Source organism: Ilumatobacter nonamiensis YM16-303, from assembly GCF_000350145.1.
Taxonomy (GTDB): Bacteria; Actinomycetota; Acidimicrobiia; order Acidimicrobiales; family Ilumatobacteraceae; genus Ilumatobacter_A; species Ilumatobacter_A nonamiensis.
In genome coordinates this window covers 1-23,380 of record NZ_BAOL01000198.1, presented here as the reverse complement: position 1 = coordinate 23,380, position 23,380 = coordinate 1, and the positions used below count along the sequence as shown (strand labels likewise).

Below are 23,380 nucleotides of genomic sequence, written 5' to 3'. Positions count from 1 at the left end.
GCGACGTCTGCGGAGGCGACGTCTGCGGCGGCGAGGTCTGGGGTGGAGCCGTCACGGGTGGAGCGGTCTCGGGTGGCGACGTCGTCTCGGTCGTCCCGCCGTCGCCACCACCGGACGAACCGCCATCGGTCGAACTCCCGTCGCCGCTGCCGGAAGAATCGTCCGGCGTCCAACCGCCCGACGACGAACCGCCGCTCGACGAGTTGTTCGAACTCGACGACGTGTCTCCGGTCGAGAAGTCGCTGCCGGACCCACCGCTGCTCGTGCCCGACCCGCGGCCGACCAACGAGTCGTCGGTGAACGAGGTGGGGAGGCACTCGCCCTCCTCCTCAGCCACCGTGCCGAGCGCGACCGCCAGCAGGTCGACCAGCACGGCCTCGCCCTGGTTTCCGGGATGCAGTCCGTCGCCGCTCAGAACACCGGGGAACGACGACACGTTCTCCCAGTCGATCACGGTGACGTTGTCGTACAGGGCCGCGAGTTGGTCGATGGTCTCGTTCACCTCGGCCCACGCGGGCCGGTACTCGGTGACATTCATCAGCAGCGTCGGGCGCGGCGAGATGCGAAACAGGATCTCGGCCAACTCCTCGTAGTACTCGTCCTGGTCTTCGCCGTAGTTGCTGCCGAGGTGGACGATGGCGGCGTCGAAGTCCTCGTCGTCGGACACGTCGTCGGCGAGGCGCTCGGTGAGAACCTCGTTCCCGAACGGGACGAACCGTCCGGGCTCGGCGTCGACTTCGACGTCCCAACCGAGGGGATTCAGCGCGGCACACATCTCGCCGCCGTATCGCGTGGACGTCGACGCGAGGATCGAGTCCCCGATCGCGATGAGGCGATTCCCCTGGACCTGCTCGGCCACGCTGTCGAGCACGGCGCCTTCGTCATCGACGGGACGGGTGATCTCGATCGACGGCGGAATCTCGACGGCGGGCACCACCCCGGCCTCCACGCTGGGCGTCGGCACCGTGTCCGGAAGCTGTCCGACACCGGGCACGGTGGGTGTCGGGTCGCTCGATGGAGGAGTCTCGGGAGATGCAGCTTCGCCGGTACCGCATGCGCCCAGCACGAATGCGAGCGCGATGAAGGGGCGGCGGATCATGCCCACATTGAATCGGGTCCGGCGACGCGAATCACGTCACCGGACCATGACACTTGTCCGTTGGTCAGCCTTCGTTGTTGCGTGCACGCAGCTCGTTGCGGATCTCGATCAGCAGATCGGTCTCCGACGGTCCGGCCTCGTCCTCGGGCCCCTTCATCGCGTTGTACGCCTTGACGATCAAGAAGCAGACGAACGCCACGATCACGAACTGGACGATGGCGGTGATCACGGTTCCCACGAGGAGTTGTGCGTCTCCGACGTCGATGGTGATCGAGTCGAAGTTCGGTTGGCCGAAGATCGCAGCGATGAGGTTCAAGATCACGCCGTCGACCAGGGCGGTCACGATCGGCGCGAAGAAGAGCGTCAGAATGAAGGCGATCGCCAGGTCGACGAGATTGCCACGATTGATGAAATCCTTGAATTCTTGGAGCATCCGAAGAGTCAAGCACACTCACGCAGCGCGTGTCGCGAGATGCTCGAGGATCGCCCGCAGGCCCGGGTCCGCTGTCTCGATCGCGAGGTCCCATGCGAACCAACCGATCTCCTGACTCTCGCTCTCCGGCGGATTCGGGTCGGCGTCACCGCCGTCGATCAGGTAGCGCGTGTCCAGGTGCGTGTGTCCGCGCCCGCCGGCATGGACGTCGACGTGGATCAGCGGCGGGATGCCATCGGCATCGAGCGGACCGGCGAACGACACGTCGAGGCCGGTCTCCTCCCGCGCCTCGCGGAGCGCCGCCTCCCACGGCATCTCACCGGCGTCGACGTGCCCTCCTGGCTGCAACCAGATCCCCAGCCGACGGTGCTTGTGCAGCACGACACCGCGCGGCCCGACGACGATCGCCGACCCGGTCACGTGGGTCGTGTCGGATTGCTGCGACAGTGGTTCGGCCAAGGCGTCGAGTTCGGTGAGGAACCGTCCGATCGACTCCTCCTCGCGTCGGTCGAGCGGATCGCGAGCGGCAACGTCGGCACGGAGTCGTTCGATGCTCATCCGCCGGTTGTAGCAGGCCGACGTCGAAGCACACCATGCCCGAACCTCCAGGCACCACCGGTCGGGAGGTATCGGGGCTGTTGCGATGTCAGTCGTAGGTCGCGAGGAGGTACCAGTGCTGGTGCTCGGCGATCACGAGATGAGCACGCTGCTCGGAGCCGTCATCTCCACCATCGCCATCGTCACCATCGACGAGCATCTGGAAGCGGGCGAGTCGACGATGTCGGGTCGGCTCCCACCAGTGTTGATCGACGGGCCACGGTCCTGCCCACGAACGCACCGTGCTCAACGGTCCGCGCTGCCATCCCTCGGCCTCACTCCCCAGGAGCAACCTGATCGCGGCGGGATCGGCCGACATCGTCCCCCGGCCGCTCACTCGCACCACCTGGCCCCGGGCATCCAGGACATCGAGCGGCAACGGTTCGTCGAACACCGTCGCCGGAGCCGGCGCGGGAAGGCACCCCGGCCACGGGCCGGAACGTCCATCGATCCCCGCCCCCGTTGCGGTGCGCGACACCGCTCGTTCGCGCTGATCGAGGTCGACCAAGGTGGCGGGCATCCAGCGGTATCGATCCGCCGGAAGCCGCCCTCCCTGCCAGACCGGCACGGTGACGGCAGTTTCCGACGTGAGGGTGGTGAGCCGCGCGATCGACCGCAGCGCCCGCCGGTCGGCGTCGGACTGTCCGCCCCACAACCCGAGTTGGACGCCGTCATCCGCGCGCACCTCTTCCGGCGCCAGCCGAACGAGTGTGACTCCACCGGTGATCTCGTGTTCGCTCCCACGCGGCAGGTTCACCCACGCATCGAGCTGCCAGCGCACCCGCTCGACCATCGCCGCCGCGGACATCCCCGCCGACCGATACCACGACCGTTCGGAGCGTTCTCCGTGTTCGGTTTCGAGCAGCACGACCAGCCGGGTACACACCCGGCCATCGGCACCGAGTCGGTCGGCGAGTTCGTCGGCCAACTGTTTGGCGACGAACACGACGGCCTCGCTCTGCGCTGCCGGGTCGTCGAGGACGCGCGCGAGACGACGCTCAGGTGCGGGGTCGACGGTGTTGGCCGGACGGATGTCGGTACCGGAAGCGAGCCGGTGAGCGTGCGCCCCCACCGGCCCGAACCGACCGAGCACATCGGACGGATCCAGAGCAGCGAGCTCACCGAGACGACGTAACCCGAGCCGCACGAAGAGATCGACGAGGTCGGCGTCGACCTCGTCGAGTGTCTGCAACCAGCCGATCGGGAGCGGTCCGCAGAAATCTCTCGATCCACCCGGTGCGACGACGACCGGGTGCCCACGTCGCACGCCGAGCCGCGCCGCCACGCTCGCCGCGAACCGACCGTCGGCCACACCGACGCCGGCCTGGAGCCCGACGGGGATCCCCGACACGCCCATCACCGCATCACGCACGTGAGTCGCCATCGCCTCGTCGCCCCCGAAGTATCGCGACGGCCCACGCGCGGCGACGCTCATCCATCCCGGTTCGACCACATCGACACGCGGTGCGATCTCGGCAACCGTGCGCACGATCGACTCGAATTCACGCGCATCGCGCGACGGGTCGTCGTCGAGCAGCATGATGCTCGGACAGCGCTGCTGAGCTTGGCGCCGACGCTGACCGATCACGATCCCCTCGTCGGCCGCAGCACGGGTGCGTGCCACGACCCGATGTGCGCGCAGCACGGCAGCGGGCACGTCGGCGGGGCAACCCGCTGCGACGACTGGCCAGTCCGGACACCAGATGGTGGCCATCCGGACCGGACCGGATGGGGAACTGTCGGGTTCCTGGCTCATCTCGCTCTCCAGCGTGCTCAGCCGGCGAGGCGCCGGTCGTTCAGGTCGGTCACCACGACCCCATCGGCCTTCTCGGTCGTCGCGGTCATCTCGGCGAGCAGTTCGGCCTGCGGATCACGTTCGGTCGCCACACCCAGGGCCACCCGGGTACCGGCTCCGACCATCTCGATGGCGCAGGAGCGACGTTCCGGGATCCGACGTCCACTCGCCTGCACTTCGACCACACGGCGTTCCAGATGCCCCGCGCCGTCTTCCAAACCTGCCCACGACGTTCGCTGTGTCGTCAATTCGATGTCGCCACCGAGCGCCCCGGCGGTGCCGAGCGTGACCACGACGGCGCCTTTCTGGCGCACTCGCGAATTCAACTTCCGCACCGCGGCCGGGCGCCGATCGTGCAGCTCGGCCGGGACCCGGGTGAGGACGAGATCGAAACCGTCGACCGCTGCACCCATCACGTCGACCCAGCCCGATCCTGACGAACCGACGGCATTCGTTTCGACGCGCACCACCCGTTCGAGGGGCACCCCCAACTCGGCGGCGGCATCGGTCCCGAACGTGGGAACGTCGATGACCGCCATCCACGCACCTTCGGCGAGTGCGGTGCTGACCAGGCCGAACGCCACCGATCGGGCACCGGACCCTCGACATGACACGACCTGTCCGCGCATCAGCCCATCGGGCAGCAACCGATCGAACGGATGGGCGACCGGCATGGTCTTCTCGCGGGCCAGAGCGATCGGCTTGACGCGTTCCCCCAGCTCAGCGAGTACGTCCTGGAGGGCACCTGGCTGCGGTGCCCGTCGACGATGAACGGCAGAGTGATCGACAGCAAGTTCCATCTCGCCAACTGTATCGAACAGATGTTCGATACAGCAAGGGGTCGATGTGCGCTACTTGTTGTTCCAGCGTTCGCGGGCTTCGCGAGCGCGCACGAGCAGGTGCATCGGCACCTTCTTGGCGGCTTCGGTCAGCGCAGAATCGCCACCGGCGTCCGCGGCGGCGTCACCCGTGTCGGCCGGTTCTTCGGGCTGGAGATCCTCGAACGTCGGCGGCTCGACGCCCTGTTTCCAGTACTGGTACATGTCGCGCACGATCTCGGCGAGGCCCTCGGAATCGAAACCCTTGCGCAGGTCGACCGTGACGATGTTGGAGTAGACGTGTACCGCCTCGACCCGCTCCGTCGCGAAGAAACGACGCGCGAGTTCGTCCGACGGGGTGGGCCCGTAGGCATCGGCGACGGACCGGAACCTTTCGTGGCCCTGCCCGGACAGGGTGCGATTGAGCTCGAAGCGGACCACGCCCGGCGTCGAACTCGGCTTCTCGGTGACGGCGACCAACTGACCCATGCGGGCAACAGACTACTGGCGTCACCGCGCCGCGAGGGCATCCGCGAGGACCTCGGGGAACTCGGCGGGAGTGGTCGACATCACCCTCGCGCCGACTTCGACGAGCGCTGCGGCGTGTTCGTGATCGTGCGCCGGTGTCCCCTCGTCGCTCAACGCGAGCAGGACCACCACGGTCACTCCTGCGGTGACGAGTTCGGCGACCCGCCGCCGCATCAACTCCCCGTTGCCGCCCTCGAACAGGTCGGAGATCAGGAACAACACGCTGCGCCGCGGTCGGTCGATCTCGCGCAGGCAGTGCGTCAGCATCGAGGCGATGTCGGTCCCACCACCGAGCTGCACGCCGAAGAGCACGTCCACCGGGTCGTGCAGGAACGGGGTGAGATCGGTGATCGACGTGTCGAACGCGTAGAACTTCGTGCGCAGTGTCGGCAGTTGGGCGAGGACGCCGGCGAACAGCGATGCATACACGACCGAGTCGGCCATCGACCCGGATTGGTCGACGGCGATCACCACGTCGCGGGCGAGACTCTGCTGGCGACGCCCATGTCCGATCAATTGCTCGGGAACGATCGTGCGTTGCTCGGGGAGCCAGTGCCGCAGGTTCGCCTCGATCGTGTGCGGCCAATCGATGTCGCCCGGACGTGGACGCCGGGTTCGGGCGGCGCGGGCGAGGGCACCGCGTACGGCTTGACGGGTGTGATCGGTGAGCTGACGCTCGATGTCGGCGAGCACCCGGGCGATCACCTGGCGGGCGGTGGCGCGGGTCTCGTCGGGGAGCAAACGGTTCAGCTCGACCAGCATGGTGACGAGGCCGATGTCGGGTTCGACCGCTTCCAACAGCTCCGGCTCGAGCAGCAGTTGCTGCAGGTCGAGACGCTCGACGGCGTCACGCTGGAGCACCTGGACGACCGACGTCGGGAAGTAGCGACGGATGTCGCCGAGCCAGCGCACGACGCCGGGCTTCGACCGACCGAGCCCGCCCGCCCGACCGGCACCTCCACGACGGGAGTCGATCGCCTCACGGTCGTACAGCGCGCCGAGTGCGGCGTCGATCCGAGCGTCGTCACCCGCGAGACCCGGCCGGCCGCCTTCAGCGCCGGCAGAAGCACCGTCGCCCGCATCCCCGCCGCCACCGCCCTCGCCAGCACCCTCGTCGTCGTCCGTCGAAGCCGTTCCCGCGTCTCCGGAATCCGCTTCGTCGGCCGCACCACCGAGCACCAACCGCCACCGCCGTCGACGTTCGGACACCGACACCTGCGGCAACACCTCGCCCATCTCACTCATCCGACCGGCACCGCCTCGGTCAGTGGAATCCCCAGCATGTGCCGCACCGTCTCGAGCGCGGCGGCGGCACGCGCAGGATCGACGTCGGGACCGAAACCCGACGTCGACGCCACGGCACCGCCCATCAGCAGCGACATGATCTGGCGGCGCTCCGCTGGTTCGAACGCACCGAACGTGCGCCGCAACAACGCGACGGTCGCCTCGAACGCGTCCGGCGTCAGGGAGCAGAGCCACCGATCGACGACCGCGAGGAGCGCCGCGTCGTGCACCAGAACCGTGCCCGACCCCGCAAGGAAACCCTCGACGAATGCCGCGCCGACATCGGGAGGTGTCCCTCCGCTCAACGCCTGGGAGAGACGGCGCTCGACGACGTGTTCGTCCCACCGACCGGCATCGTGCAGGAGACGCGTGGCCCGTCCGCAGATCAACCCGTGGCGCATCGCGTGGCGTGGAGCCAGCTGCTCGAGGACTGCGGGGAATGCCTGTCGACGTGCGTCGTGATCGAGCATCGCGAGCGCCGTCTGCATCGCCGTGAGCCGCTCGACCATACGCGCGGCCGCATCGTCGTCGAGCGACGAGCAGGCGGGGACGAGTCCGGCCAGCACACGCACGACGAGACCGTCGAACACGTCGCGCAAGCTTCCGGCGTCCGATCCGCGGACGTCGCCATAGCGCAGCGCGTTGGCGAGCGGAACCATCACGTCGATCAGGTGACCGACATCGGGATCGGTCGCGGCGCGGTCGGCCAGTCGCTGAACGCTCGGTGTCACCGCGTCGGGGAGGTCGGCGAACAGTGCGAGTTCGAGGACGCCCACCAACTCTCCGAGAGACGTTGCGGCGCCCGAGCGTTCGACCAGTCGAGCCGTCGCCGCCGACTCCACCGTGCTGCCGTAACCGGACCGCTCGACCAGACGGACGCTGAGTTCGGGTTCCCATGCCACCCGCCAGGTCTCGCGGAACGTTCCGGACGAACCGCGCCCTTCCTCCGGCGTCCCCCAGGGGACGCCGAGCGCGAGCAGTCGATGGAGGAGGTGCGACTTGCGGAGCCCTGTCGGTGTCCGCAGGTCGACCTCGACCACCTTCGGCGTCGCGCTCGGCTTCAACCGTGCGGTCTTCTGCGCCGCAGCCAGGTCACGGGCGAGGGGAACTTGCGGGGCACCGACCGGCACGCTGCCCAATGCGTCGCCGACGACGAGTCGATCGCGGACGACGTCCACCCCACCGAACACGGCGTCGGCGGCATCGATGACCTCGCCGAGTCCGGGACGGGGTCGATTCCGCATCGTCGCAAGTGCATCGGCGAGACGGGTGCCGGCGATGAGGTGGTCAGGGGACGCCGATTGGCCCTGCTCGCGGAGCAGGCGAGCCGCGTCGACGAGGAACCGTGCCACGCCGTCCGCACCGGGATGATCGAACACGTGGTGGTACCAGCCGGGGCTGTCGACCCCGGCGCCGTAGCCCGACGAGGTGGTCAGACGACGGTGTGTCCACGGAACCCACGCCGACGCGACCTTGACCCTGGGCAGCCCGCGCAACGTTGTGTTGTCGACCGATGCCGGACGATCGGTCAGATCGAGTGCCGGGACGTGCCACGCACCGCACACCACGACGATCGTTTCGTGGCCATCCTTGATCGCCTTCCGGATCGCCCGGCGCATGTGCGCCTCGCGGCGTTCCTCCCCCGCCGCCGTGACGGTTCCCTCGCGCGCTGCAGACATCGCCTCCGCCACGGCGTCGAAGGCCGGAGTTCCGTCGCCACGGTGTTCGATCACGTCCTCCCACCACCGCTCCGGGTCGGGATCGCCGGCCGCGGCCGCGAGCGTGCGGAGGGGGTCGATCGGCGCGTTGTCGACCAGCATCTCGTGGGTGGAGGCGTCGTCGTGTGCCGCGAACGTGGTCGCCATCGGCAGGTCGATCGCTCGGACCGGCAGTTCCCGCGCGTTCGCCCACGCGATCGCCTGCCACTCGGGACTGAACGAGGCGAACGGGGCGAAGATCGCTCGCGCCGGTTCCTTCGCGACGTAGCCCAACAGCGCAACCGGCGGATCGAGCCCTTCGCTACCGATCCACGTCAGACTCGACTCGACATCGGCGGGAACCTCCACCAGCACGACGTCGGGCTGCAACTCGTCGAGTGCCCGCACCACCGACCGCGCCGACCCGGGCCCATGGTGCCGGACCCCGAGCAGCTGCACACTCACCGCCCGACCCGCGCTCACGGGTCGAGGTCGCGGCAGGCGTCGTAGAAGTCGCCCCAGTCGGGGCGTTCGCGGACCACACCCTCGAGGTACTCGCGCCAGGCGACCGCGTCGTGGATCGGGTCGCTGACGACCGCACCGACGATGCCGGCGGCCACGTCGGATGCCCCGAGCGTTCCGTCTCCGAAGTGGGTCGCGAGCGCGGTTCCGTTCGTGACGACGGAGATCGCCTCGGCGGTCGAGAGGGTGCCGGTCGGGACCTTCAGTGACGTGCGTTCGTCCTCGGTCAGGCCGTTGCGCAGTTCGCGGAAGATCGTGACGACCCGCCGGATCTCATCGGCTGCCGACGGGATCTCCGGCAGTGCCAACGCTCGACCGAGTTCGCCGACACGTTGCGACACGATCGCCACCTCCTCCTCGACCGTGGCGGGGAGGGGCAGCACGACCGTGTTGAAGCGCCGACGAAGCGCTGACGAGATGTCGTTGACGCCACGGTCCCGATCGTTCGCCGTGGCGATCACGTTGAAGCCGGGAACCGCGGACAGCTCGGTGTCGAGTTCGGGAATCGGCAAGACCTTCTCGGACAGCACGGTCACGAGCGCGTCCTGTACCTCGGGCGGCATCCGGGTCAGTTCCTCGACGCGCACGATCGCACCACGCGCCATCCCGCGATGGATCGGACTCGGGACGAGCGCTTCCTCACTGGGACCGTCAGCGAGCAGGCGGGCGTAGTTCCACCCGTAGCGGAGTGTCTCCTCCGTCGTGCCGGCGGTGCCCTGGATGAGCAGCGTGGAGTCGCCGCTGATCGCCGCGGCGAGGTGCTCGCCGACCCACGTCTTGGCCGTCCCCGGAACGCCGAGCAGCAGCACCGCCCGGTCTGTCGCGAGGGTGGCGGTGGCGATCTCGATCAGACGGCGCGACCCGACGTACTTGGGAATGATCACCCGATCCGATTCGCCACCGACCGGGCCGCCCATCAGGTAGGTGACGACCGCCCATGGCGACAGCTTCCAGCCGGGCGGTCGCGGCCGATCGTCGGCCGCTGCCAGCGCCGCGAGTTCGTCCGCGTACTCGTCCTCGGCGTGCGGTCGCAGGACCGATACTGCGGCGTCGCTCATCGTCGCCGACGTTACCGGGGTCGTCACGAGCAGTCGGTGCGCAGCGTCAACTCCACCAGCGAGCCGGGGTCATGCCAGCGATCAGGTTCCGCCGATCATGGATGGCCCGGTGCCGACAACTCGTCGAGCATCCGACGGCGCGTGAGGGCGAGGTCGGCGAGAGTGGCCGCGAGGGGGTGACCGGGCGACCGGCTGTCGACGGCGCGCAGCACGTCCTCCACGTCCGCGAGTGCGTCCGGAGCGCAGCGCGCGACGAGGTTGACGAGCACCGCACGGTGCGCCTCGCCGAAGGTGCCGTCCTCCAATCCGACCGCGATCGCCCCTCCCGACTCGGCACCGGTCCGATCGACGAGCGAGGCGAGGTCCGGCGGAATCGGCAGCTCGGGCAGTTCGGCCATCGCCTCGGTGTCCAACGCGGTGATCGTGCGCGCGGAGGTACTCGGACCGAGGTCCGGGACGTGATCGATCAACCACGGAGCGAGCGAGCCCGCTGCGGCCAGTACACGTGCGCGTCGGATCGGGTCGCGTCGATGCCGCTGCAGCGCCGCGGGCACCAGCTCGGGGGCCAGCCGCCAACCACCGCGGATCAACGAGAGCATCCATTCGTCTTCCAGCACCGGCCACGACCTGGTGATGTGCTGCCATCGGTCGACGGCCGCCGGCACGCACGGTGGACGATCGTCCGGTTCGGGTGGTGCCAACGGATCGGCGGGCGCGGCCGGGCGCACACCGGCGCGCCGCACCGCGGTACAGGCGGCGACCGCGGCGAGCATGCGCGACGACGGGTCACTGCGGACGCTGTCGGCGACCACCTCGGCGATCGAGCCGTCGAGCTCGGGCGGGTCGCGGCGGTCGGTGCCGAGCAGCGCGGTCGTCACGAGTTCCGCCCAGAGCTCCTCCATCGACATCTCGACCGTCATGACGCCCCCACGAACGATGCGTCGGCTCGCGGGCCGATGTCGATGCTGCGGTGATCGAGATGGACCGCCAGCGGAACGACGCCGTGCGGGGTCCATTCCACGGTGAGGTCCACCGGTCTTCCTGCCGAGAGCGCGAGGAGCATCGTCACCGCGTCGCTCTCGGCGCGGCTGCGACGGGGCGAGGTCGTCGGTTCCGAGAGGATCGGCAGGGTTCCCGTGTCATCGCCGAGCAACCATGCATCGCCGCGACGCACGATCGACGCGGTCACCGAGGTGGGCACGCGATCGAGCCACGGCTCGGCAACGAGCATCCGACCGATCTCGTCGGTGGCCGCTTCGACCGGTTGACCCGGTGGTCGCCCCGCACGCGGTCCCGGTTCGGGATCTCCGGGAAACAGCTTCGCTTCGGGGTCGGCGTGCCGGGTCCCGACGAGCGCCCGCAGCGCTGGACCCGGGTAGCGGTGCAGGTCGGCATGGACGACCGTCCCGACCTCGAGGCTCTCGTCGAGGCTCTGCTGATAGGCGGCGAACGACAGGACCAGTGCCCAGCGTCCACTCGTCTCGCCGCGCAACCAGTGACGGCGCACCTCGATGCGGTCCTCACGCTGGTCACTGCGCCCGGCGACGACCCAGTGATCGGTGTCGGGGACTCCACCCAGAACATCGGCTTTGCGGACCTGCCACCCGACGGTGGTCGCCACCGCGTCGGCGAGCGACGAGGGCAACGCTCCGAGGCGCCGGCCGGCTTGGGAGAGCAGATGGAGCAGTCCCAGTTCCGCCAGGACGTCGTCGTGCCAGGTGGGAGACGCGCCGACGAGGCCGGCCAGTCGGCGGATGCGGTTGGCGAGGCTGCCTGCCTGGGCGTCGACGAGTCGAGCCGCGAGATCGTCCCACGTGCCGTAGCGGGCGAGTGCCGGGTCGGCGAGACCGGTACGGATCCGATCGTCGAGCCAGCGATCCAGTTCGGTGAGACCCGCCATCATTCTCTCGACGCGCTCGTCGCGGGCCGCATCTCGGTCAGGGTCCGGTGGAGGTGGAGGCGGCACGTCGTCCGACTCATCGGCGGTGGACGCCGTGGGCAGATCGGACGTTGCCGCGGAGGTGTCATCGCCGTCGGTCGCCTCGGTCGCTGCCCGATCCGCATTCGTCGCGCGCCGTCGGATCCATGCCTCCACTCGTTCCCCCGGAATCGCGGTGGGCACTTGATCGCGCGACCACATCAACAACAGGGCGAGCGCGTGTTTGCAGGGCGTGCGTCGGCTCGGGCACGTGCAGCGGAAACCGACGCCGACGTGGTCGACCGCGGTGTCGTACGGCTCGGCGCCACTCCCCTGGAACGACCCCCACAGCACGCGGTCGTCGCAGCCCGGGTTTCGCCACCGCGCAGGCGCCGCCAACGGCTGTGCCGCGGTGATCGCGGCGGACGACGGTGCCACCGCCTCGATCTGCTCGACGGACCACACCATCGCCGGCGAACGTATCAAGCTGGGACCAAACCGCCGTCGACATCCACATCTGGGAAGATGCTCCGATGTCGCTCCGGGTGATGACGTGGAACCTGTGGTGGCATTTCGGGCCGTGGGAGGCACGACAGCGCTTGATCGTCGACACGATTCGCGAGGTCGATCCGGACGTGCTGTGTGTGCAGGAGGTGTGGTCCGACGAGGCGCACGACCAACTCGACGACTTGGCTTCGGCGCTCGACTTCCGCGCAGCGCGGACCGAGCCCATCTTCTACTCCGGCCAGTCGTTCGGCAACGCGGTGCTGTCCCGATGGCCGGTCGACCGACTCGCCGACGAGGTCCTTCCTCGGGCAGACGGATCGCCGAGCCACCGCCGCGTGGTCGCAGCGTCGATCGAGACACCGTTCGGTCCGTGGCCGTTCGCCTCGACACATCTCGATCATCGATTCGACCGGTCGGCGGATCGTGTCGCACAGATTCGTCGTGTCATGGAACTCGCCCGGGAGTGGCGCGGTGACCCGGACGAGGACGTGCCGGTGATCGTCGGGGCGGACCTGAACGCGGTCCCCGACACCGACGAGATCCGAATGGCCACGGGCCGGACCGCCGGGGTCGACGGCATCGTGTTCTCCGACACCTGGGAACAGGCCGGTTCCGGTAGCGGTCACACATGGCTGCGGGAGTGTCCGTACTCCGCCGACTCGGCGTGGCCGGACCGACGGCTCGACTACGTTCTCGTGTCGTGGCCGCGTCCGAAGCCGATCGGCAACCCGATCCGTACATGGACCGTGGGTCACGGCGGCGACGACGATGTGTGGCCCAGCGATCACCTCGCGGTCGTCGCCGACGTCTCGACCGGGGGCTGACCCGCTAGGTCACACGGACGGGGGTGACGGCGTCGGCGGAGGCCTTGGCGTGGTAGCTGGAGCGGGTGAGCGGGCTGGCTTCGACGTGGCCGATGCCGAACGATTCGCCGATCTGCTTCCAGCGGTCGAACTCGGCGGGTTCGGCGTAGCGGACGATCGGGAGGTGGTGCGATGTCGGCCGCAGGTACTGGCCGATCGTGACGATGTCGACACCGAGGTCAGCGAGGTCGGCGAGCAGGCCGACGATCTCGTCGTCGGTTTCGCCCAGGCCCGCCATGAACCCGGTCTTCGTGGTGAGTCCGGCAGCCTTCGCACGGGCGAGCACGCCGAGTGAACGGGCATATCCGGCCGAGGGACGTACCGCCCGCTGGAGCCGGGCGACCGTCTCGACGTTGTGGTTCATCACGTCAGGTCGGGACGCGAACAGCAGGTCGAGGGCGGCATCGTCGCCCTTGGCATCGGAGATCAGCGTCTCGATCCGGGCCTGCGGCCGACGCAGTCGGATCGCCTCGACACACGCTGCGACGTGGGCCATCCCGCCGTCGGCGAGGTCGTCGCGGGCGACCATGGTGAGCACGGCGTGGTCGAGTTCCATCCGCGCGATGGCTTCCGCGACGCGCTCGGGCTCGTCGGCAACCGGAGCGAGCGGCTTGCTCGTGTCGACCAGACAGAATCCGCACGCACGGGTGCAACGCTCGCCGAGCACCATGAACGTGGCGGTGCCGTCGGACCAGCAGTCGGACAGGTTCGGGCATCCGGCGTCTTCGCACACGGTGACCAGGTCGAGCGACCGGATCGTCTTCTTGAGCTCCATCACCTCGGGACCCATCTCGACCTTCGGACGCAGCCAATCGGGCTTGCGTGTCTCGATCGACAGCCCCCCGGTGACGCCGGCCGCCTCCATGCGCGAAGCAGCACGTGACGACACGAGCTTCACCTGCTCGCCCGGGCCTTCACCGCGGGAGAACGCCGACAGGTCGCGCCCGTCGGCCGAGTGCGTCCATGCGACGTCTTGACGTTCGAGCGAACCGTCCGCCCAACGCTCGGCGGCGAGTCGCGCAACGATGTCCGCAACCTGCTCGAGTGGGACGTCGACGCCCTCCTCGGCGAGGGACGTGACCGGCTTGTCCCCGATTCCACAGGGAACGATGTGCTCACGCAGGTACGCCATGTCGGTGGTGACGTTCAACGCGAAGCCGTGCATCGTGCGTCCCCGACGGAGGCGGACACCGATCGCGCAGATCTTGCGCTCCCGCTCGGTTCCCGGGTCGAGCCAGACGCCCGCGAATCCGGGCAGCCGACCGGCGTTGTCGAGTCCGAGTTCGGTGAGCGCGTCGATCACCAGACCTTCGACTCCGCAGACGTGGTCGGACGCGCCGAGTGAGTTCTCGACGTTGAGGATCGGGTAGCCGACGAGTTGACCGGGGCCGTGGTAGGTGATGTCACCGCCGCGCTTGGCAGCGACCAGTTCGGCTCCGACCGCGGCCGGTTCGCAGCGCAGGTTGTTCGCGAGGTCGGCGGTGCGTCCGTGGGTGAAGACGTGCGGGTGTTCGAGCAACAGCAGGTGCTGCCCGCGGCCGTTCTCGAACAACGACTGCTGGACCGCCAACGCCTCCCGATACGGAACCCGCCCCAGCCAACGCACACGCAACGCTGCGCCATCCGGTGTCTGACACGGAATGGCACGGGGCGCGGTCACAACTCGGTCGTCCAGTCCTTCGTCTCGAGGATCTCCTTGACCTTCTTCAGGAAGCCGGCGGCGTAGGCGCCGTCGAAGGCACGGTGATCCCACGACATCGCGAGGTTGCCGACCGGGTGGATGGCGATCGCCTCGCCGCCGTCGGCGCCCTTCGTCACGACCGGCTTGCGCACGATCGCATCGGTCGAGATGATGCCGACCTGCGGCTGGTTGATGATCGGCATCGTCAACACCGAACCGGCCGAACCGTTGTTGGAGATCGTGAACGTGCCACCCGAGATTTCGTCCGGGGTGAGCTTGCGGTTCCGGGCGCGGTCGGCGAGGTCGGAGATCTCCGAGGCGATCGCGGCGAGCCGCTTCGTGTCGGCGTCGCGCACCACCGGTGCGAGCAGACCCTCGTAGTCGAGGTCGACCGCGATCCCGAGATCGATGAAGTCATGGACGATCAGTTCGCTCTCGGACACGCTCGCGTTGAGATGCGGGAACTCGGCAAGACCGTCGATGATCGCCCGTGCGATGAACGGCAGGTAGGTGAGGCTGAAGCCGTGGTCGGCCTTCCAGTCGGCCTTGCGTTCGGTACGCACGAGGTCGACGTTCGCGAAGTCGACCTCGACGACGCTGAACGCGTGCGGGCTGGTCGCCTTGCTCATCACCATGTGATCGCCGGTGAGCTGACGAATCTTCGACAGCCGGACGGCCGTGTCCCGCTCACCCGCACTCACGGACGGGGCTCCGGCAGCCGGACGGGCAGGAGCCTGCTGCGCGGGAGCGACGGCAGGAGCCGACTCGGTGGGAGCAGCAGGTGCGGCAGGTGCAGCCGACGCCGCGGGAGCCTTCGAACCCTTGGCATCGATGTGGTCGAGCACGTCGTCACGGGTGATCCGCCCGCCCGGGCCGGTCCCGGTGATTGCGTCGGGATCGAGGCCGTTGTCGTTCACCAGGCGGCGGACCACCGGCGAGAGCAGCCGGTTGTCGCCTGCATTCTCGGCGGGCGGGGCAGATTCCTCGGCAGGAGCCTGCGCTTGTTCCTGTGTGGGCTCCGGTGCGGGCAGCGACTCGGAGGCCGGCGCTTCCTGCTGTTCCGGTTCCGGTTCCGGTTCCGGCTCGGGTTCCGCCGCTGGTTCCTCGGCCGGGGCGGACTCCTCGGCGGGTGCCGCCGGTGCAGCGTCGCCGCCGTCGCCGACCACCGCGATCACGGTGCCGACCTCGACGGTGTCACCTTCCTCGGCACGGATCTCGGTCAGCGTGCCCGACACGGGCGACGGGACCTCGGTGTCGACCTTGTCGGTCGACACCTCGAACAGCGGCTCGTCCTCGGCCACCTCGTCACCCACTGCCTTGAACCACTGGGTGATCGTGCCTTCCGTGACGGTTTCGCCGAGTTGGGGGAGCGTGACGTCTGCCATGGGATGTCCTTTGTCCTGAGTGGGGAGTTCGTATCGATGGTGAGTGGGTCGGGTCAGCCGTTGAAGTTGCGGCCGGTGAGCGAGAGCACGGTCTCGCCGAACAGCTCGCTGAGGCTCGGGTGCGGTTGGATGAACTCGGCGACCTCGTCGACGGAGGCTTCCCAGTTCACGGCGAGGTAACCGCCGGACAGCTGCTCGGTGACCCACGGGCCGACCATGTGCACGCCGAGGATCTGACCGGCGGTCCCGTCGGGACGCTTCTTGGCGATCACCTTCACGAGGCCTTCGGTCTCGCCGAGGATCATCGCCCGGCTGTTGAACTTGTACGGGTGTTTCGCGACGACGACGTCGTGACCCGCTTCCTTGGCCTGTTGCTCGTCGGGGCCGGCCCACGCGACTTCGGGGTGGCAGTAGATCGCCCACGGCACTCGGTCGTACATCACCGGCATCGGGTTCTCGCCGAGCAGATGCTTGATCACCAGGATCGCCTCGGCGTATCCGACGTGCGCGAGCTGCGGGGTGTTGATCAGGTCGCCGACGGCGTACACCCCGTCCTCGCCGGTGCGGCAGTACTCGTCGACCTCGACGAACCCGCGGTCATCGACGACGACGCCGGTGCCGTCGAGCCCGAGCTCGTCGGCGTAGGGACGACGACCGACCGACACGATCACGACGTCGACCTCGACGGATTCGCCGTCGCCGTACTGCACGACGGTGCCGCCCGAGTCGTTGGGCGTGTGGCCGTTCACCATCACACCGGTCTTGGTGGTGATCTTCTTCTTCTTGAACGACTTCTGGACCACCTTGGCGACGTCGTTGTCGAGGCCGGGCAGGATCTTCGGGAGTCCTTCGAGGATCGTCACCTCGGAGCCGAGGTCGGCGAACGTCGACGCGAACTCACAGCCGATCGCTCCGCCGCCGATCACCGCCACACGCTCCGGGAGCCAGTCGAGGTCGAGCACCTCGTCGCTCGTCATGATCGGGCCGCCGCGTTCGAAGTTGGGGATCAACCGCGGGACCGAACCCGACGCGAGCATCACGAAATCTCCGGTGATCGTGGCCGACCCACCGTCGCCGAGTGCGACGTCGACCGTGCGACCCGCACGCAATGAGCCGGTGCCGTTGAACACCTCGACCTTGCGACCCTTGCACATCGCACCGATGCCGTTGACCAGGTTCTTGACGATGCCCTGCTTGCGTTCCTGCGCCGTCGCGAAGGCGACGGACGCCTCGCTCTTCGTCTCGATGCCGAAGTCCTCGGCATGGTCGACGTGACGCTTCACGGCAGCGGTCTCGAGGAACGCCTTGGCCGGGATGCACCCACGGTTGAGGCAGGTTCCGCCGAGTGCGTCCTTCTCCACCATGGCGACCTTCAGGCCGGCAGAAGCGCCGTAGAGGGCGGCGGAATAGCCGCCGGGTCCGCCGCCGATGATGACGAGATCGAAGTGGTCGGATTGATCGCTCACGATGAGTCACCGTAGCGCTCCGTCGGCCCGTCGGATGCCTGCGCCGCCAAGTGACCGGCCGGTAACCGGTACCGCCACCACCATGACCCCGATCACAGGTGTCCACGGGGGTCGGAGCCCGGTGGACACCGGGTCAGGAGAGTCGCCAGGTGGCCTGATCCTCGCCTCGGCGCAACACGAGCACCCGGCTGCTGCCCTCGGTCGCGGACACGTCGAAGTCGAGCGTGCACTGCTGTGGCTGCTCGGTCACCTCGACACAACGCCCCGCTTCCGGTGACTGCAGTGGGGCGAGGCGTTGATCGCCGGTCACCAGTTCGAAGTTGTCGATCCCGTCCGGGTCATCGATGCCGCCGATCTCCACGTCCACGCGGAGCACGCCGTCGACTTCGGTCGATCCCGCAACCGTCAACTCGGCGTCACCGACGGTCGTCGCGACGTCGAGTGGGGTCACCTCGACGGGATCGTCCTGGCCCGACAACTGGAACAGCAGGACCCCGCCTGCGAGCAGGATCATCAACGCGGTCCCGACCGACAGCAGCAACAGCGTGCGCGTCTTCATCGAGGGTTCGCCGGGGCGATGACGGCATCGACGTTCGGGATCATCGGTGAGCGAGCCTACGGCGATGAACACCTCCGAAACCGTGGTCTCGGGCGGCCGCTCGTCACGCGGGTCCCGGATACCGTGTCCTGATGACGTCGATGCGCCGCGCGATGACCGTGGGAGCCGCGCTCGCCATGGCCGCGGTCACGGCGAGTTGCGGCGGCGGGTCGGACTCGTCCTCGGCAGATGCCGATGCCGTTGCGGACACGACACCTCCGAGCGTGGTCGTCGACGGGTCCGGGCCGGAAGCGACCAGCGCGACCGCCGGTGACGCGGCCGATGCTCCGGAGATCCTCCGGTTCACCGCTCCACTCGTCGGTGGGGGCGAACTCGATGCCGCATCGCTGGCGACGAAGCCGACCGCGTTCTGGTTCTGGTCTCCCACTTGAAGCATCTGCAACCGTGAAGCCACCTCGGTCGAGGCGGCAAGTGCCAAGTACGCAGACCAGGTCAACTTCGTCGGCGTGGCCTGGACCGGGTCGGAGGACTCGTACCAGGGGTTCGTCGACCAACACGGATTGACGTTCCCGCAGATCAACGACGACCCGGGCGACGTGTTCTCGAGGTTCGGCGTCGCGTTCCAGCCGGCGATGGTGATCGTCCAGCCCGACGGCTCGACCGAAACCGTCGCGGGTGCCGTCGACGGCACCCTGCTCGACCAGATCATCTCCGAATCGATCTGACCGACCGCCCGGAAATCGGGGTCTCCGTCGTTTGAGTTCCCCGGGTCCGTCGTACTCTCGAATCATGCGTATCGCGATCACGGGAGCCTCTGGACTCGTCGGAACCGCCCTCTCCGACCGACTCCGCGACGATGGCCACGAGGTGACACCTGTCGTCCGGCATTCACCCGGCGACAACGAGATCGGCTGGTCGGTGGACGAGCAACGCATCGAGGACGGCGCCTTCGACGGTGTCGACGGAGTGGTCCATCTCGCGGGCGCCGGGATCGCCGACGAACGCTGGACCGACGACCGCAAGCGAGAGATCCGTGAGAGCCGGACGGTCGGCACCTCACTCGTCGCGAACGCGGTGACGGCCGCCAAGAACGGACCGTCGGTGCTGCTGTCGGGTTCCGCGATCGGCATCTACGGAACCAGCCTGGACGCCACGTTCGACGAACGGTCTCCCATCGGCACCGGATTCCTCGCCGACACCTGTGAGGCCTGGGAAGCAGCGGCCGCTCCAGCGACCGGTGAAGGAGCGCGAGTCGCCTTCCTCCGGTCCGGCATCGTGCTGTCGGCGAACGGTGGTGCGCTCGAGAAGCAGCTCCCCCTGTTCAAGTTCGGTCTCGGCGGCAAGATGGGCTCCGGCGACCAGTGGCAGAGCTGGATCCACATCGACGACGAGGTCGGCGCGATCGTGCATCTCCTGACCAGTTCGATCGACGGACCGGTGAATCTCACCGCGCCGAACCCGGTGACCAACGCTGAGTTCACCGACACGCTCGGCGACGTGCTCGGTCGGCCGACGTTCCTCCCGATCCCGAAGTTCGGTCCCAAGCTCCTGCTCGGAGGCGAGCTCGCCGACAACCTGCTGTTCACCGGGCAGAAGGTCGTCCCGTCGGTACTGGAGTCGACCGGCTACACGTTCGCGCACCCGACGCTCGACGGTGCGCTGCGCGACCTCCTCTCGTGAACGCGCATCCGGTCGTCATCGTCGGAGCGGGCCTGGCCGGGCTCTCGTGCGCCGTCCACCTCCACGAGGCGGGGGTACCCGTCGAGGTCTACGAAGCGTCGGACGGCGTCGGCGGCCGCGTCCGCAGCGACCGGACCGACGGGTTCATCCTCGACCGCGGATTCCAGGTGGCGCTGACGGCCTATCCGGAACTGCAACGACAACTCGACACGGCGGCGCTCGACTTCCGCGCGTTCGAGCCCGGAGCGCTGGTGTGGCGCAACGGCAAGGGATCCGTGGTCGCCGACCCGTTCCGTCGACCGAGCCAGATCGTGTCGACCACGATCGCTCCGATCGGCAACCCTCTCGACAAGGCCAAGGTCGCCTGGCTGCGCGCCAAGCTCCGACGTGGCGACCCGGCGCGCCTCCTCGAAGGCACCGACGTCACCACGTCGGCCGCGCTGATCCACGCCGGGTTCTCCCCCACCATCATCGACCGGTTCTTCCGACCGCTCGCCGGCGGCATCCAACTCGACCCGCAACTCGCGGACAGCCGCCGGGTGTTCGACATCACGTTCCGGATGCTCGCCGACGGCGATGCGGTCGTCCCGGCGTCCGGGATGCAAGCGATCCCCGACCAACTTGCGGCCCGGCTTCCGACCGGCACGGTCCGACTCGGTGCTCCGGTCGCGTCGGCATCGGCGACGTCGGTCCGTCTCGCCCACGGAAACGAGATCGAGGCGAGCGCGGTCGTCGTCGCAACGGACGGGCCGACCGCCAGCAACATGCTCGGAATCGCTCCGGTCGCCTCCAAGACGGTCGGTTGTGTCTACTTCGGTGCCGACGCGGCACCGACCGATTCGAAGTGCATCGTGCTCGACGGCTCCGGTGCCGGCCCGGTGCTCAACGCCGCGGTGATGAGCAACATCGCGTCGTCGTATGCGCCACCAGGACGGCATCTCATCGCCGCCGCCCTTCCGGGCCGGACCGATGACGACATCGAGCGGCTCGCGCGCCGTCAGCTCCGACACTGGTGGGGGGAGCAGGTCGACGCGTGGGATCACCTGGCGACCTACCGGATCCCGCACGGTCAACCGCGCCAGTCGCCACCGTTCGACCCGAAACAACCGGTGCACCTCGAGGATGGTCGATTCGTGTGCGGAGACCATCGAGACACCGCGTCGATCCAGGGAGCACTCTTCTCCGGACGGCGCTGTGCCGAGGCCGTCATCTCGTCGCGGACGACCGAGGAGCCGTCGTAGGATCGATCCACGTCTACGCCTGGAGTCGTCATCATGACCACCGAAGAGCCACGCCATGTCATCACCGTCGAGGAGGCTCCGGACAAGGTCGAGCGGCGCAGCATCGGGGTCGACGCCTCGGCCCAGACGATCTTCGACATCCTCGCCGATCCCCGTCGACACTGCGAGTTCGACGGTTCCGGCAGCGTTCAGGCCTGCCGCGACTCGGCACCGGACCGGCTCTCGCTCGGCGCGCGGTTCGGGATGGACATGCGGATCGTCGTCCCGTACCGCATGACGAATGAAGTCGTCGAGTTCGTCGAGAACGAGACGATCGCGTGGCGCCACGTCGGCGGCCACATCTGGCGCTATCGGCTGGAGAACACCGATGGCGGCTGCCGGATCACCGAGGAGTTCGACTGGCGACCGGCCCGAAGCCACACGGCACTGCGCGTCATGAAAGCCCCGCAACGAAACGCCGAGTCGATCGAGAAGACGCTGCAACGACTCGCCGCGCTGGTGGACGATCCGACCGACGTCTGACGGCCGACACCCGATCCCCGGATACTCTGGACGTATGGCGGCACACTGGCTCAACGACCGAGAGATGGCGGCGTGGCGGTCGTTCATCGAGACGGACGGCGATCTGTTCGCTGCGCTCGAACGCGACCTCGCCGATGTCGGCCTCAACCTCGGCGACTATCAGGTGCTGGTCTACCTGGCCGACGCCGACGAGGACGCGATGCGGATGTGTGACCTCGCCGACGCCCTCCAGCTGTCGCCGAGCGGTCTGACCCGTCGCCTCGACGGTCTGGTCAAGAGCGACCACGTCACCCGCCGCCCGTCGACCCAGGACGGGCGCGTGATGATGGCCGTGCTCACGCCCGCCGGGCGGGAACTCTTGGAGACCACCGCCCCGATCCACGTCGCGAGCGTGCGCCGACGGATCTTCGATCACCTCACGTCCGAGCAGGTCGATGCGATGACCGGGATCTTCCAGGCGATCGCCGAGGGACTGGCCGCCGACGACGACACGCCGGCTGCCGCTTCGAGCCACGTCGCATAGGTCGCCATCGATGACGACACTCCCCCGCGGATTCCATCACTACGTCGCGAACATCGGGATCAAGGACGACACCGATGACTTCGTCGTCATTGCCGCCGAGCGACCGGTTCCCTGCGCCGCGATGTTCACCCGCAGTCTGTTCGCCGGGCCGAGCGTCACGATCAGTCGGGAACACGTCGCCAACGGGATGGCCCGTGCCGTCGTCGTGATCTCGAAGAACTCGAACGTCGCCACCGGCGAACAGGGGCGTAAGGACGCGTTCGAGGTCGCGGAGTCGGTCGGAACCCGGATCGGCGCCGAAGCAACGGACGTCGTCATCACGTCGACCGGCGTGATCGGACGCCTCTATCCGATGGATCGGGTACGGGCCGGGATCGCGGGATTGCCGACGACGTTGGCCGAGACCGACGCCGCGGCCGCAGCGACTGCGATGATGACCACCGACACCGTCGCGAAAGTGGCGGAGGCCACGATCGACGGAGGCGACGCGCGGATCGTCGGCATGGCCAAGGGCGTGGGAATGATCGAGCCGGACATGGCCACGCACATCTCGCTCGTGTTCACCGACGCCGAGTTGTCGTCGCAGGACCTCGACGCAGTGTTCCGGCGGGTCGTCGATCGGACGTTCAACTGCGTGAGCATCGACACCGACACGTCGACGAGCGACACCTCCGTCGTCCTCGCGTCGGGTGACGCGGGACCGGTCGACCTCGCTGCGTTCGAGACCGCGCTCGAGACCGTGTGCCTGGACCTGACCAAGCAGATCGCCCGGGACGGCGAGGGCGCGAACTCGTTGATCGAGGTGCGCGTCGACGGCGCAGCCGACGCCGGTCAGGCTCGGCGCGTCGCGAAGGCGGTCGTGAACTCGCCGTTGGTGAAGACCGCGGTCCACGGCGGTGACCCGAACTGGGGCCGGGTCGCGATGGCCATCGGCAAGTGTTCCGACGATGTCGACATCGATCAGGAGCGCGTCGTGATCCGCTTCGGGACGACCGAGGTCTACCCGCGCCTGCTCGACGACGCCGACCTCGCCGCGCTGTCCACGTTCATGAGCTCCGACCACGTGCTGATCGACGTGTCACTCGCCACCGGGACCGCCGAGGCCACCGTCTACGGCTGCGACCTCAGCGACGAGTACGTCCGCTTCAACGCCGACTACACGACGTAACCGCTGTGCCATCCGGTGTCAGACACCCGATGGCAC

The 23,380-nt window shown here is 68.4% G+C and carries 23 protein-coding genes; 8 read left to right on the top strand and 15 right to left on the bottom strand.

Translation table 11 applies throughout. From position 1 onward, the window contains the following. From ON45_RS16695 to ON45_RS16645, 11 genes are all read right to left on the bottom strand, one after another. Nucleotides 1–1,099, bottom strand: a 1,099-nt coding sequence (locus ON45_RS16695; RefSeq protein ID WP_040495268.1) for an SGNH/GDSL hydrolase family protein, incomplete at its 3' end; no start/stop codon positions are given. A 64-nt stretch (nucleotides 1,100–1,163) separates the two neighbouring features. Then, nucleotides 1,164–1,532: a large conductance mechanosensitive channel protein MscL gene (gene mscL / locus ON45_RS16690; protein ID WP_040495267.1), complete on the bottom strand. Its 369-nt coding sequence runs from the start codon at nucleotides 1,530–1,532 to the stop codon at nucleotides 1,164–1,166. A gap of 18 nt (nucleotides 1,533–1,550) precedes the next feature. Then, complete coding sequence (locus ON45_RS21735; RefSeq protein ID WP_051063238.1) at nucleotides 1,551–2,090, bottom strand: NUDIX hydrolase; 540 nt, start codon at nucleotides 2,088–2,090, stop codon at nucleotides 1,551–1,553. Nucleotides 2,091–2,178: 88 nt separating this feature from the next. Next, complete coding sequence (locus ON45_RS16680) at nucleotides 2,179–3,885, bottom strand: DNA polymerase Y family protein (protein WP_083915087.1); 1,707 nt, start codon at nucleotides 3,883–3,885, stop codon at nucleotides 2,179–2,181. 17 nt (nucleotides 3,886–3,902) lie between these two features. After that, nucleotides 3,903–4,724 (bottom strand): DnaE2-dependent mutagenesis accessory factor ImuA', encoded by an 822-nt coding sequence (imuA', locus tag ON45_RS21730; protein ID WP_051063237.1) that lies wholly within the window; start codon nucleotides 4,722–4,724, stop codon nucleotides 3,903–3,905. A gap of 51 nt (nucleotides 4,725–4,775) precedes the next feature. Continuing rightward, nucleotides 4,776–5,231, bottom strand: coding sequence for a hypothetical protein (locus ON45_RS16670; RefSeq protein ID WP_040495264.1), 456 nt, complete (start codon nucleotides 5,229–5,231; stop codon nucleotides 4,776–4,778). Between the two features lie 21 nt (nucleotides 5,232–5,252). After that, entirely contained in the window at nucleotides 5,253–6,515 is a 1,263-nt protein-coding gene (locus ON45_RS16665; protein ID WP_040495262.1) for a VWA domain-containing protein, read from the bottom strand. Further along, complete coding sequence (locus tag ON45_RS16660; RefSeq protein WP_173400701.1) at nucleotides 6,512–8,716, bottom strand: DUF5682 family protein; 2,205 nt, start codon at nucleotides 8,714–8,716, stop codon at nucleotides 6,512–6,514. The genes ON45_RS16665 and ON45_RS16660 overlap by 4 nt, the downstream gene beginning before the upstream one ends. Before the next feature lie 14 nt (nucleotides 8,717–8,730). Beyond that, a complete protein-coding gene (locus ON45_RS16655) occupies nucleotides 8,731–9,831 on the bottom strand; it encodes an ATP-binding protein (RefSeq protein WP_040495258.1) in 1,101 nt (366 codons plus the stop codon). Between the two features lie 95 nt (nucleotides 9,832–9,926). Continuing rightward, nucleotides 9,927–10,751: a DUF5691 domain-containing protein gene (locus ON45_RS16650; protein ID WP_040495256.1), complete on the bottom strand. Its 825-nt coding sequence runs from the start codon at nucleotides 10,749–10,751 to the stop codon at nucleotides 9,927–9,929. Beyond that, nucleotides 10,748–12,217, bottom strand: a complete 1,470-nt coding sequence (locus ON45_RS16645; protein WP_051063236.1) for an SWIM zinc finger family protein — start codon at nucleotides 12,215–12,217, stop codon at nucleotides 10,748–10,750. The genes ON45_RS16650 and ON45_RS16645 overlap by 4 nt, the downstream gene beginning before the upstream one ends. 65 nt (nucleotides 12,218–12,282) lie before the next feature. Here ON45_RS16645 and ON45_RS16640 point away from each other — a divergent pair, with 65 nt between their 5' ends. Further along, nucleotides 12,283–13,080, top strand: a complete 798-nt coding sequence (locus ON45_RS16640; protein ID WP_040495255.1) for an endonuclease/exonuclease/phosphatase family protein — start codon at nucleotides 12,283–12,285, stop codon at nucleotides 13,078–13,080. A gap of 4 nt (nucleotides 13,081–13,084) precedes the next feature. Here the strand turns inward: ON45_RS16640 and lipA are convergent, their stop codons facing one another. The 4 genes from lipA to ON45_RS16620 form a co-directional block, all read right to left on the bottom strand. Beyond that, nucleotides 13,085–14,725: a lipoyl synthase gene (gene lipA / locus ON45_RS22320; protein WP_241432233.1), complete on the bottom strand. Its 1,641-nt coding sequence runs from the start codon at nucleotides 14,723–14,725 to the stop codon at nucleotides 13,085–13,087. Between the two features lie 50 nt (nucleotides 14,726–14,775). Further along, complete coding sequence (gene sucB / locus ON45_RS16630; RefSeq protein WP_277619185.1) at nucleotides 14,776–16,242, bottom strand: 2-oxoglutarate dehydrogenase, E2 component, dihydrolipoamide succinyltransferase; 1,467 nt, start codon at nucleotides 16,240–16,242, stop codon at nucleotides 14,776–14,778. Beyond that, nucleotides 16,239–17,651, bottom strand: coding sequence for a dihydrolipoyl dehydrogenase (gene lpdA, locus ON45_RS16625; RefSeq protein WP_040495251.1), 1,413 nt, complete (start codon nucleotides 17,649–17,651; stop codon nucleotides 16,239–16,241). Before lpdA ends, sucB begins: the two co-directional genes overlap by 4 nt. Before the next feature lie 133 nt (nucleotides 17,652–17,784). Continuing rightward, nucleotides 17,785–18,210 (bottom strand): hypothetical protein, encoded by a 426-nt coding sequence (locus ON45_RS16620; RefSeq protein WP_040495249.1) that lies wholly within the window; start codon nucleotides 18,208–18,210, stop codon nucleotides 17,785–17,787. Between the two features lie 131 nt (nucleotides 18,211–18,341). Here ON45_RS16620 and ON45_RS21725 point away from each other — a divergent pair, with 131 nt between their 5' ends. From ON45_RS21725 to argJ, 7 genes are all read left to right on the top strand, one after another. Continuing rightward, complete coding sequence (locus tag ON45_RS21725; RefSeq protein ID WP_051063235.1) at nucleotides 18,342–18,641, top strand: hypothetical protein; 300 nt, start codon at nucleotides 18,342–18,344, stop codon at nucleotides 18,639–18,641. 3 nt (nucleotides 18,642–18,644) lie between these two features. Continuing rightward, a complete protein-coding gene (locus ON45_RS21720; RefSeq protein ID WP_083915085.1) occupies nucleotides 18,645–18,935 on the top strand; it encodes a TlpA family protein disulfide reductase in 291 nt (96 codons plus the stop codon). A gap of 64 nt (nucleotides 18,936–18,999) precedes the next feature. Beyond that, a complete protein-coding gene (locus ON45_RS16610; protein ID WP_040495247.1) occupies nucleotides 19,000–19,890 on the top strand; it encodes a TIGR01777 family oxidoreductase in 891 nt (296 codons plus the stop codon). Further along, entirely contained in the window at nucleotides 19,887–21,131 is a 1,245-nt protein-coding gene (locus ON45_RS16605) for an NAD(P)/FAD-dependent oxidoreductase (RefSeq protein WP_040495245.1), read from the top strand. The genes ON45_RS16610 and ON45_RS16605 overlap by 4 nt, the downstream gene beginning before the upstream one ends. A gap of 33 nt (nucleotides 21,132–21,164) precedes the next feature. Then, nucleotides 21,165–21,653: an SRPBCC family protein gene (locus ON45_RS16600; RefSeq protein ID WP_051063233.1), complete on the top strand. Its 489-nt coding sequence runs from the start codon at nucleotides 21,165–21,167 to the stop codon at nucleotides 21,651–21,653. A 34-nt stretch (nucleotides 21,654–21,687) separates the two neighbouring features. Further along, a complete protein-coding gene (locus tag ON45_RS16595; protein ID WP_040495243.1) occupies nucleotides 21,688–22,176 on the top strand; it encodes a MarR family winged helix-turn-helix transcriptional regulator in 489 nt (162 codons plus the stop codon). 10 nt (nucleotides 22,177–22,186) lie between these two features. Beyond that, nucleotides 22,187–23,344 (top strand): bifunctional glutamate N-acetyltransferase/amino-acid acetyltransferase ArgJ, encoded by a 1,158-nt coding sequence (argJ, locus tag ON45_RS16590; protein ID WP_040495241.1) that lies wholly within the window; start codon nucleotides 22,187–22,189, stop codon nucleotides 23,342–23,344. Nucleotides 23,345–23,380: the final 36 nt, after the last annotated feature.

Bases quoted from the DNA above. Each gene is read 5' to 3' on its own strand.
- ON45_RS16680 (WP_083915087.1), bottom strand. From the start codon at position 3,885: ATGAGCCAGGAACCCGACAGTTCCCCATCCGGTCCGGTCCGGATGGCC.
- ON45_RS16645 (WP_051063236.1), bottom strand. From the start codon at position 12,217: ATGGTGTGGTCCGTCGAGCAGATCGAGGCGGTGGCACCGTCGTCCGCC.
- ON45_RS16600 (WP_051063233.1), top strand. From the start codon at position 21,165: ATGACCACCGAAGAGCCACGCCATGTCATCACCGTCGAGGAGGCTCCG.
- ON45_RS16655 (WP_040495258.1), bottom strand. From the start codon at position 9,831: ATGAGCGACGCCGCAGTATCGGTCCTGCGACCGCACGCCGAGGACGAG.
- ON45_RS16650 (WP_040495256.1), bottom strand. From the start codon at position 10,751: ATGACGGTCGAGATGTCGATGGAGGAGCTCTGGGCGGAACTCGTGACG.
- mscL (WP_040495267.1), bottom strand. From the start codon at position 1,532: ATGCTCCAAGAATTCAAGGATTTCATCAATCGTGGCAATCTCGTCGAC.
- ON45_RS21735 (WP_051063238.1), bottom strand. From the start codon at position 2,090: ATGAGCATCGAACGACTCCGTGCCGACGTTGCCGCTCGCGATCCGCTC.
- argJ (WP_040495241.1), top strand. From the start codon at position 22,187: ATGACGACACTCCCCCGCGGATTCCATCACTACGTCGCGAACATCGGG.
- ON45_RS21725 (WP_051063235.1), top strand. From the start codon at position 18,342: ATGACGTCGATGCGCCGCGCGATGACCGTGGGAGCCGCGCTCGCCATG.
- imuA' (WP_051063237.1), bottom strand. From the start codon at position 4,724: ATGGAACTTGCTGTCGATCACTCTGCCGTTCATCGTCGACGGGCACCG.
- ON45_RS16665 (WP_040495262.1), bottom strand. From the start codon at position 6,515: ATGAGTGAGATGGGCGAGGTGTTGCCGCAGGTGTCGGTGTCCGAACGT.
- ON45_RS16640 (WP_040495255.1), top strand. From the start codon at position 12,283: ATGTCGCTCCGGGTGATGACGTGGAACCTGTGGTGGCATTTCGGGCCG.
- ON45_RS16610 (WP_040495247.1), top strand. From the start codon at position 19,000: ATGCGTATCGCGATCACGGGAGCCTCTGGACTCGTCGGAACCGCCCTC.
- ON45_RS16620 (WP_040495249.1), bottom strand. From the start codon at position 18,210: ATGAAGACGCGCACGCTGTTGCTGCTGTCGGTCGGGACCGCGTTGATG.
- ON45_RS16670 (WP_040495264.1), bottom strand. From the start codon at position 5,231: ATGGGTCAGTTGGTCGCCGTCACCGAGAAGCCGAGTTCGACGCCGGGC.
- ON45_RS16595 (WP_040495243.1), top strand. From the start codon at position 21,688: ATGGCGGCACACTGGCTCAACGACCGAGAGATGGCGGCGTGGCGGTCG.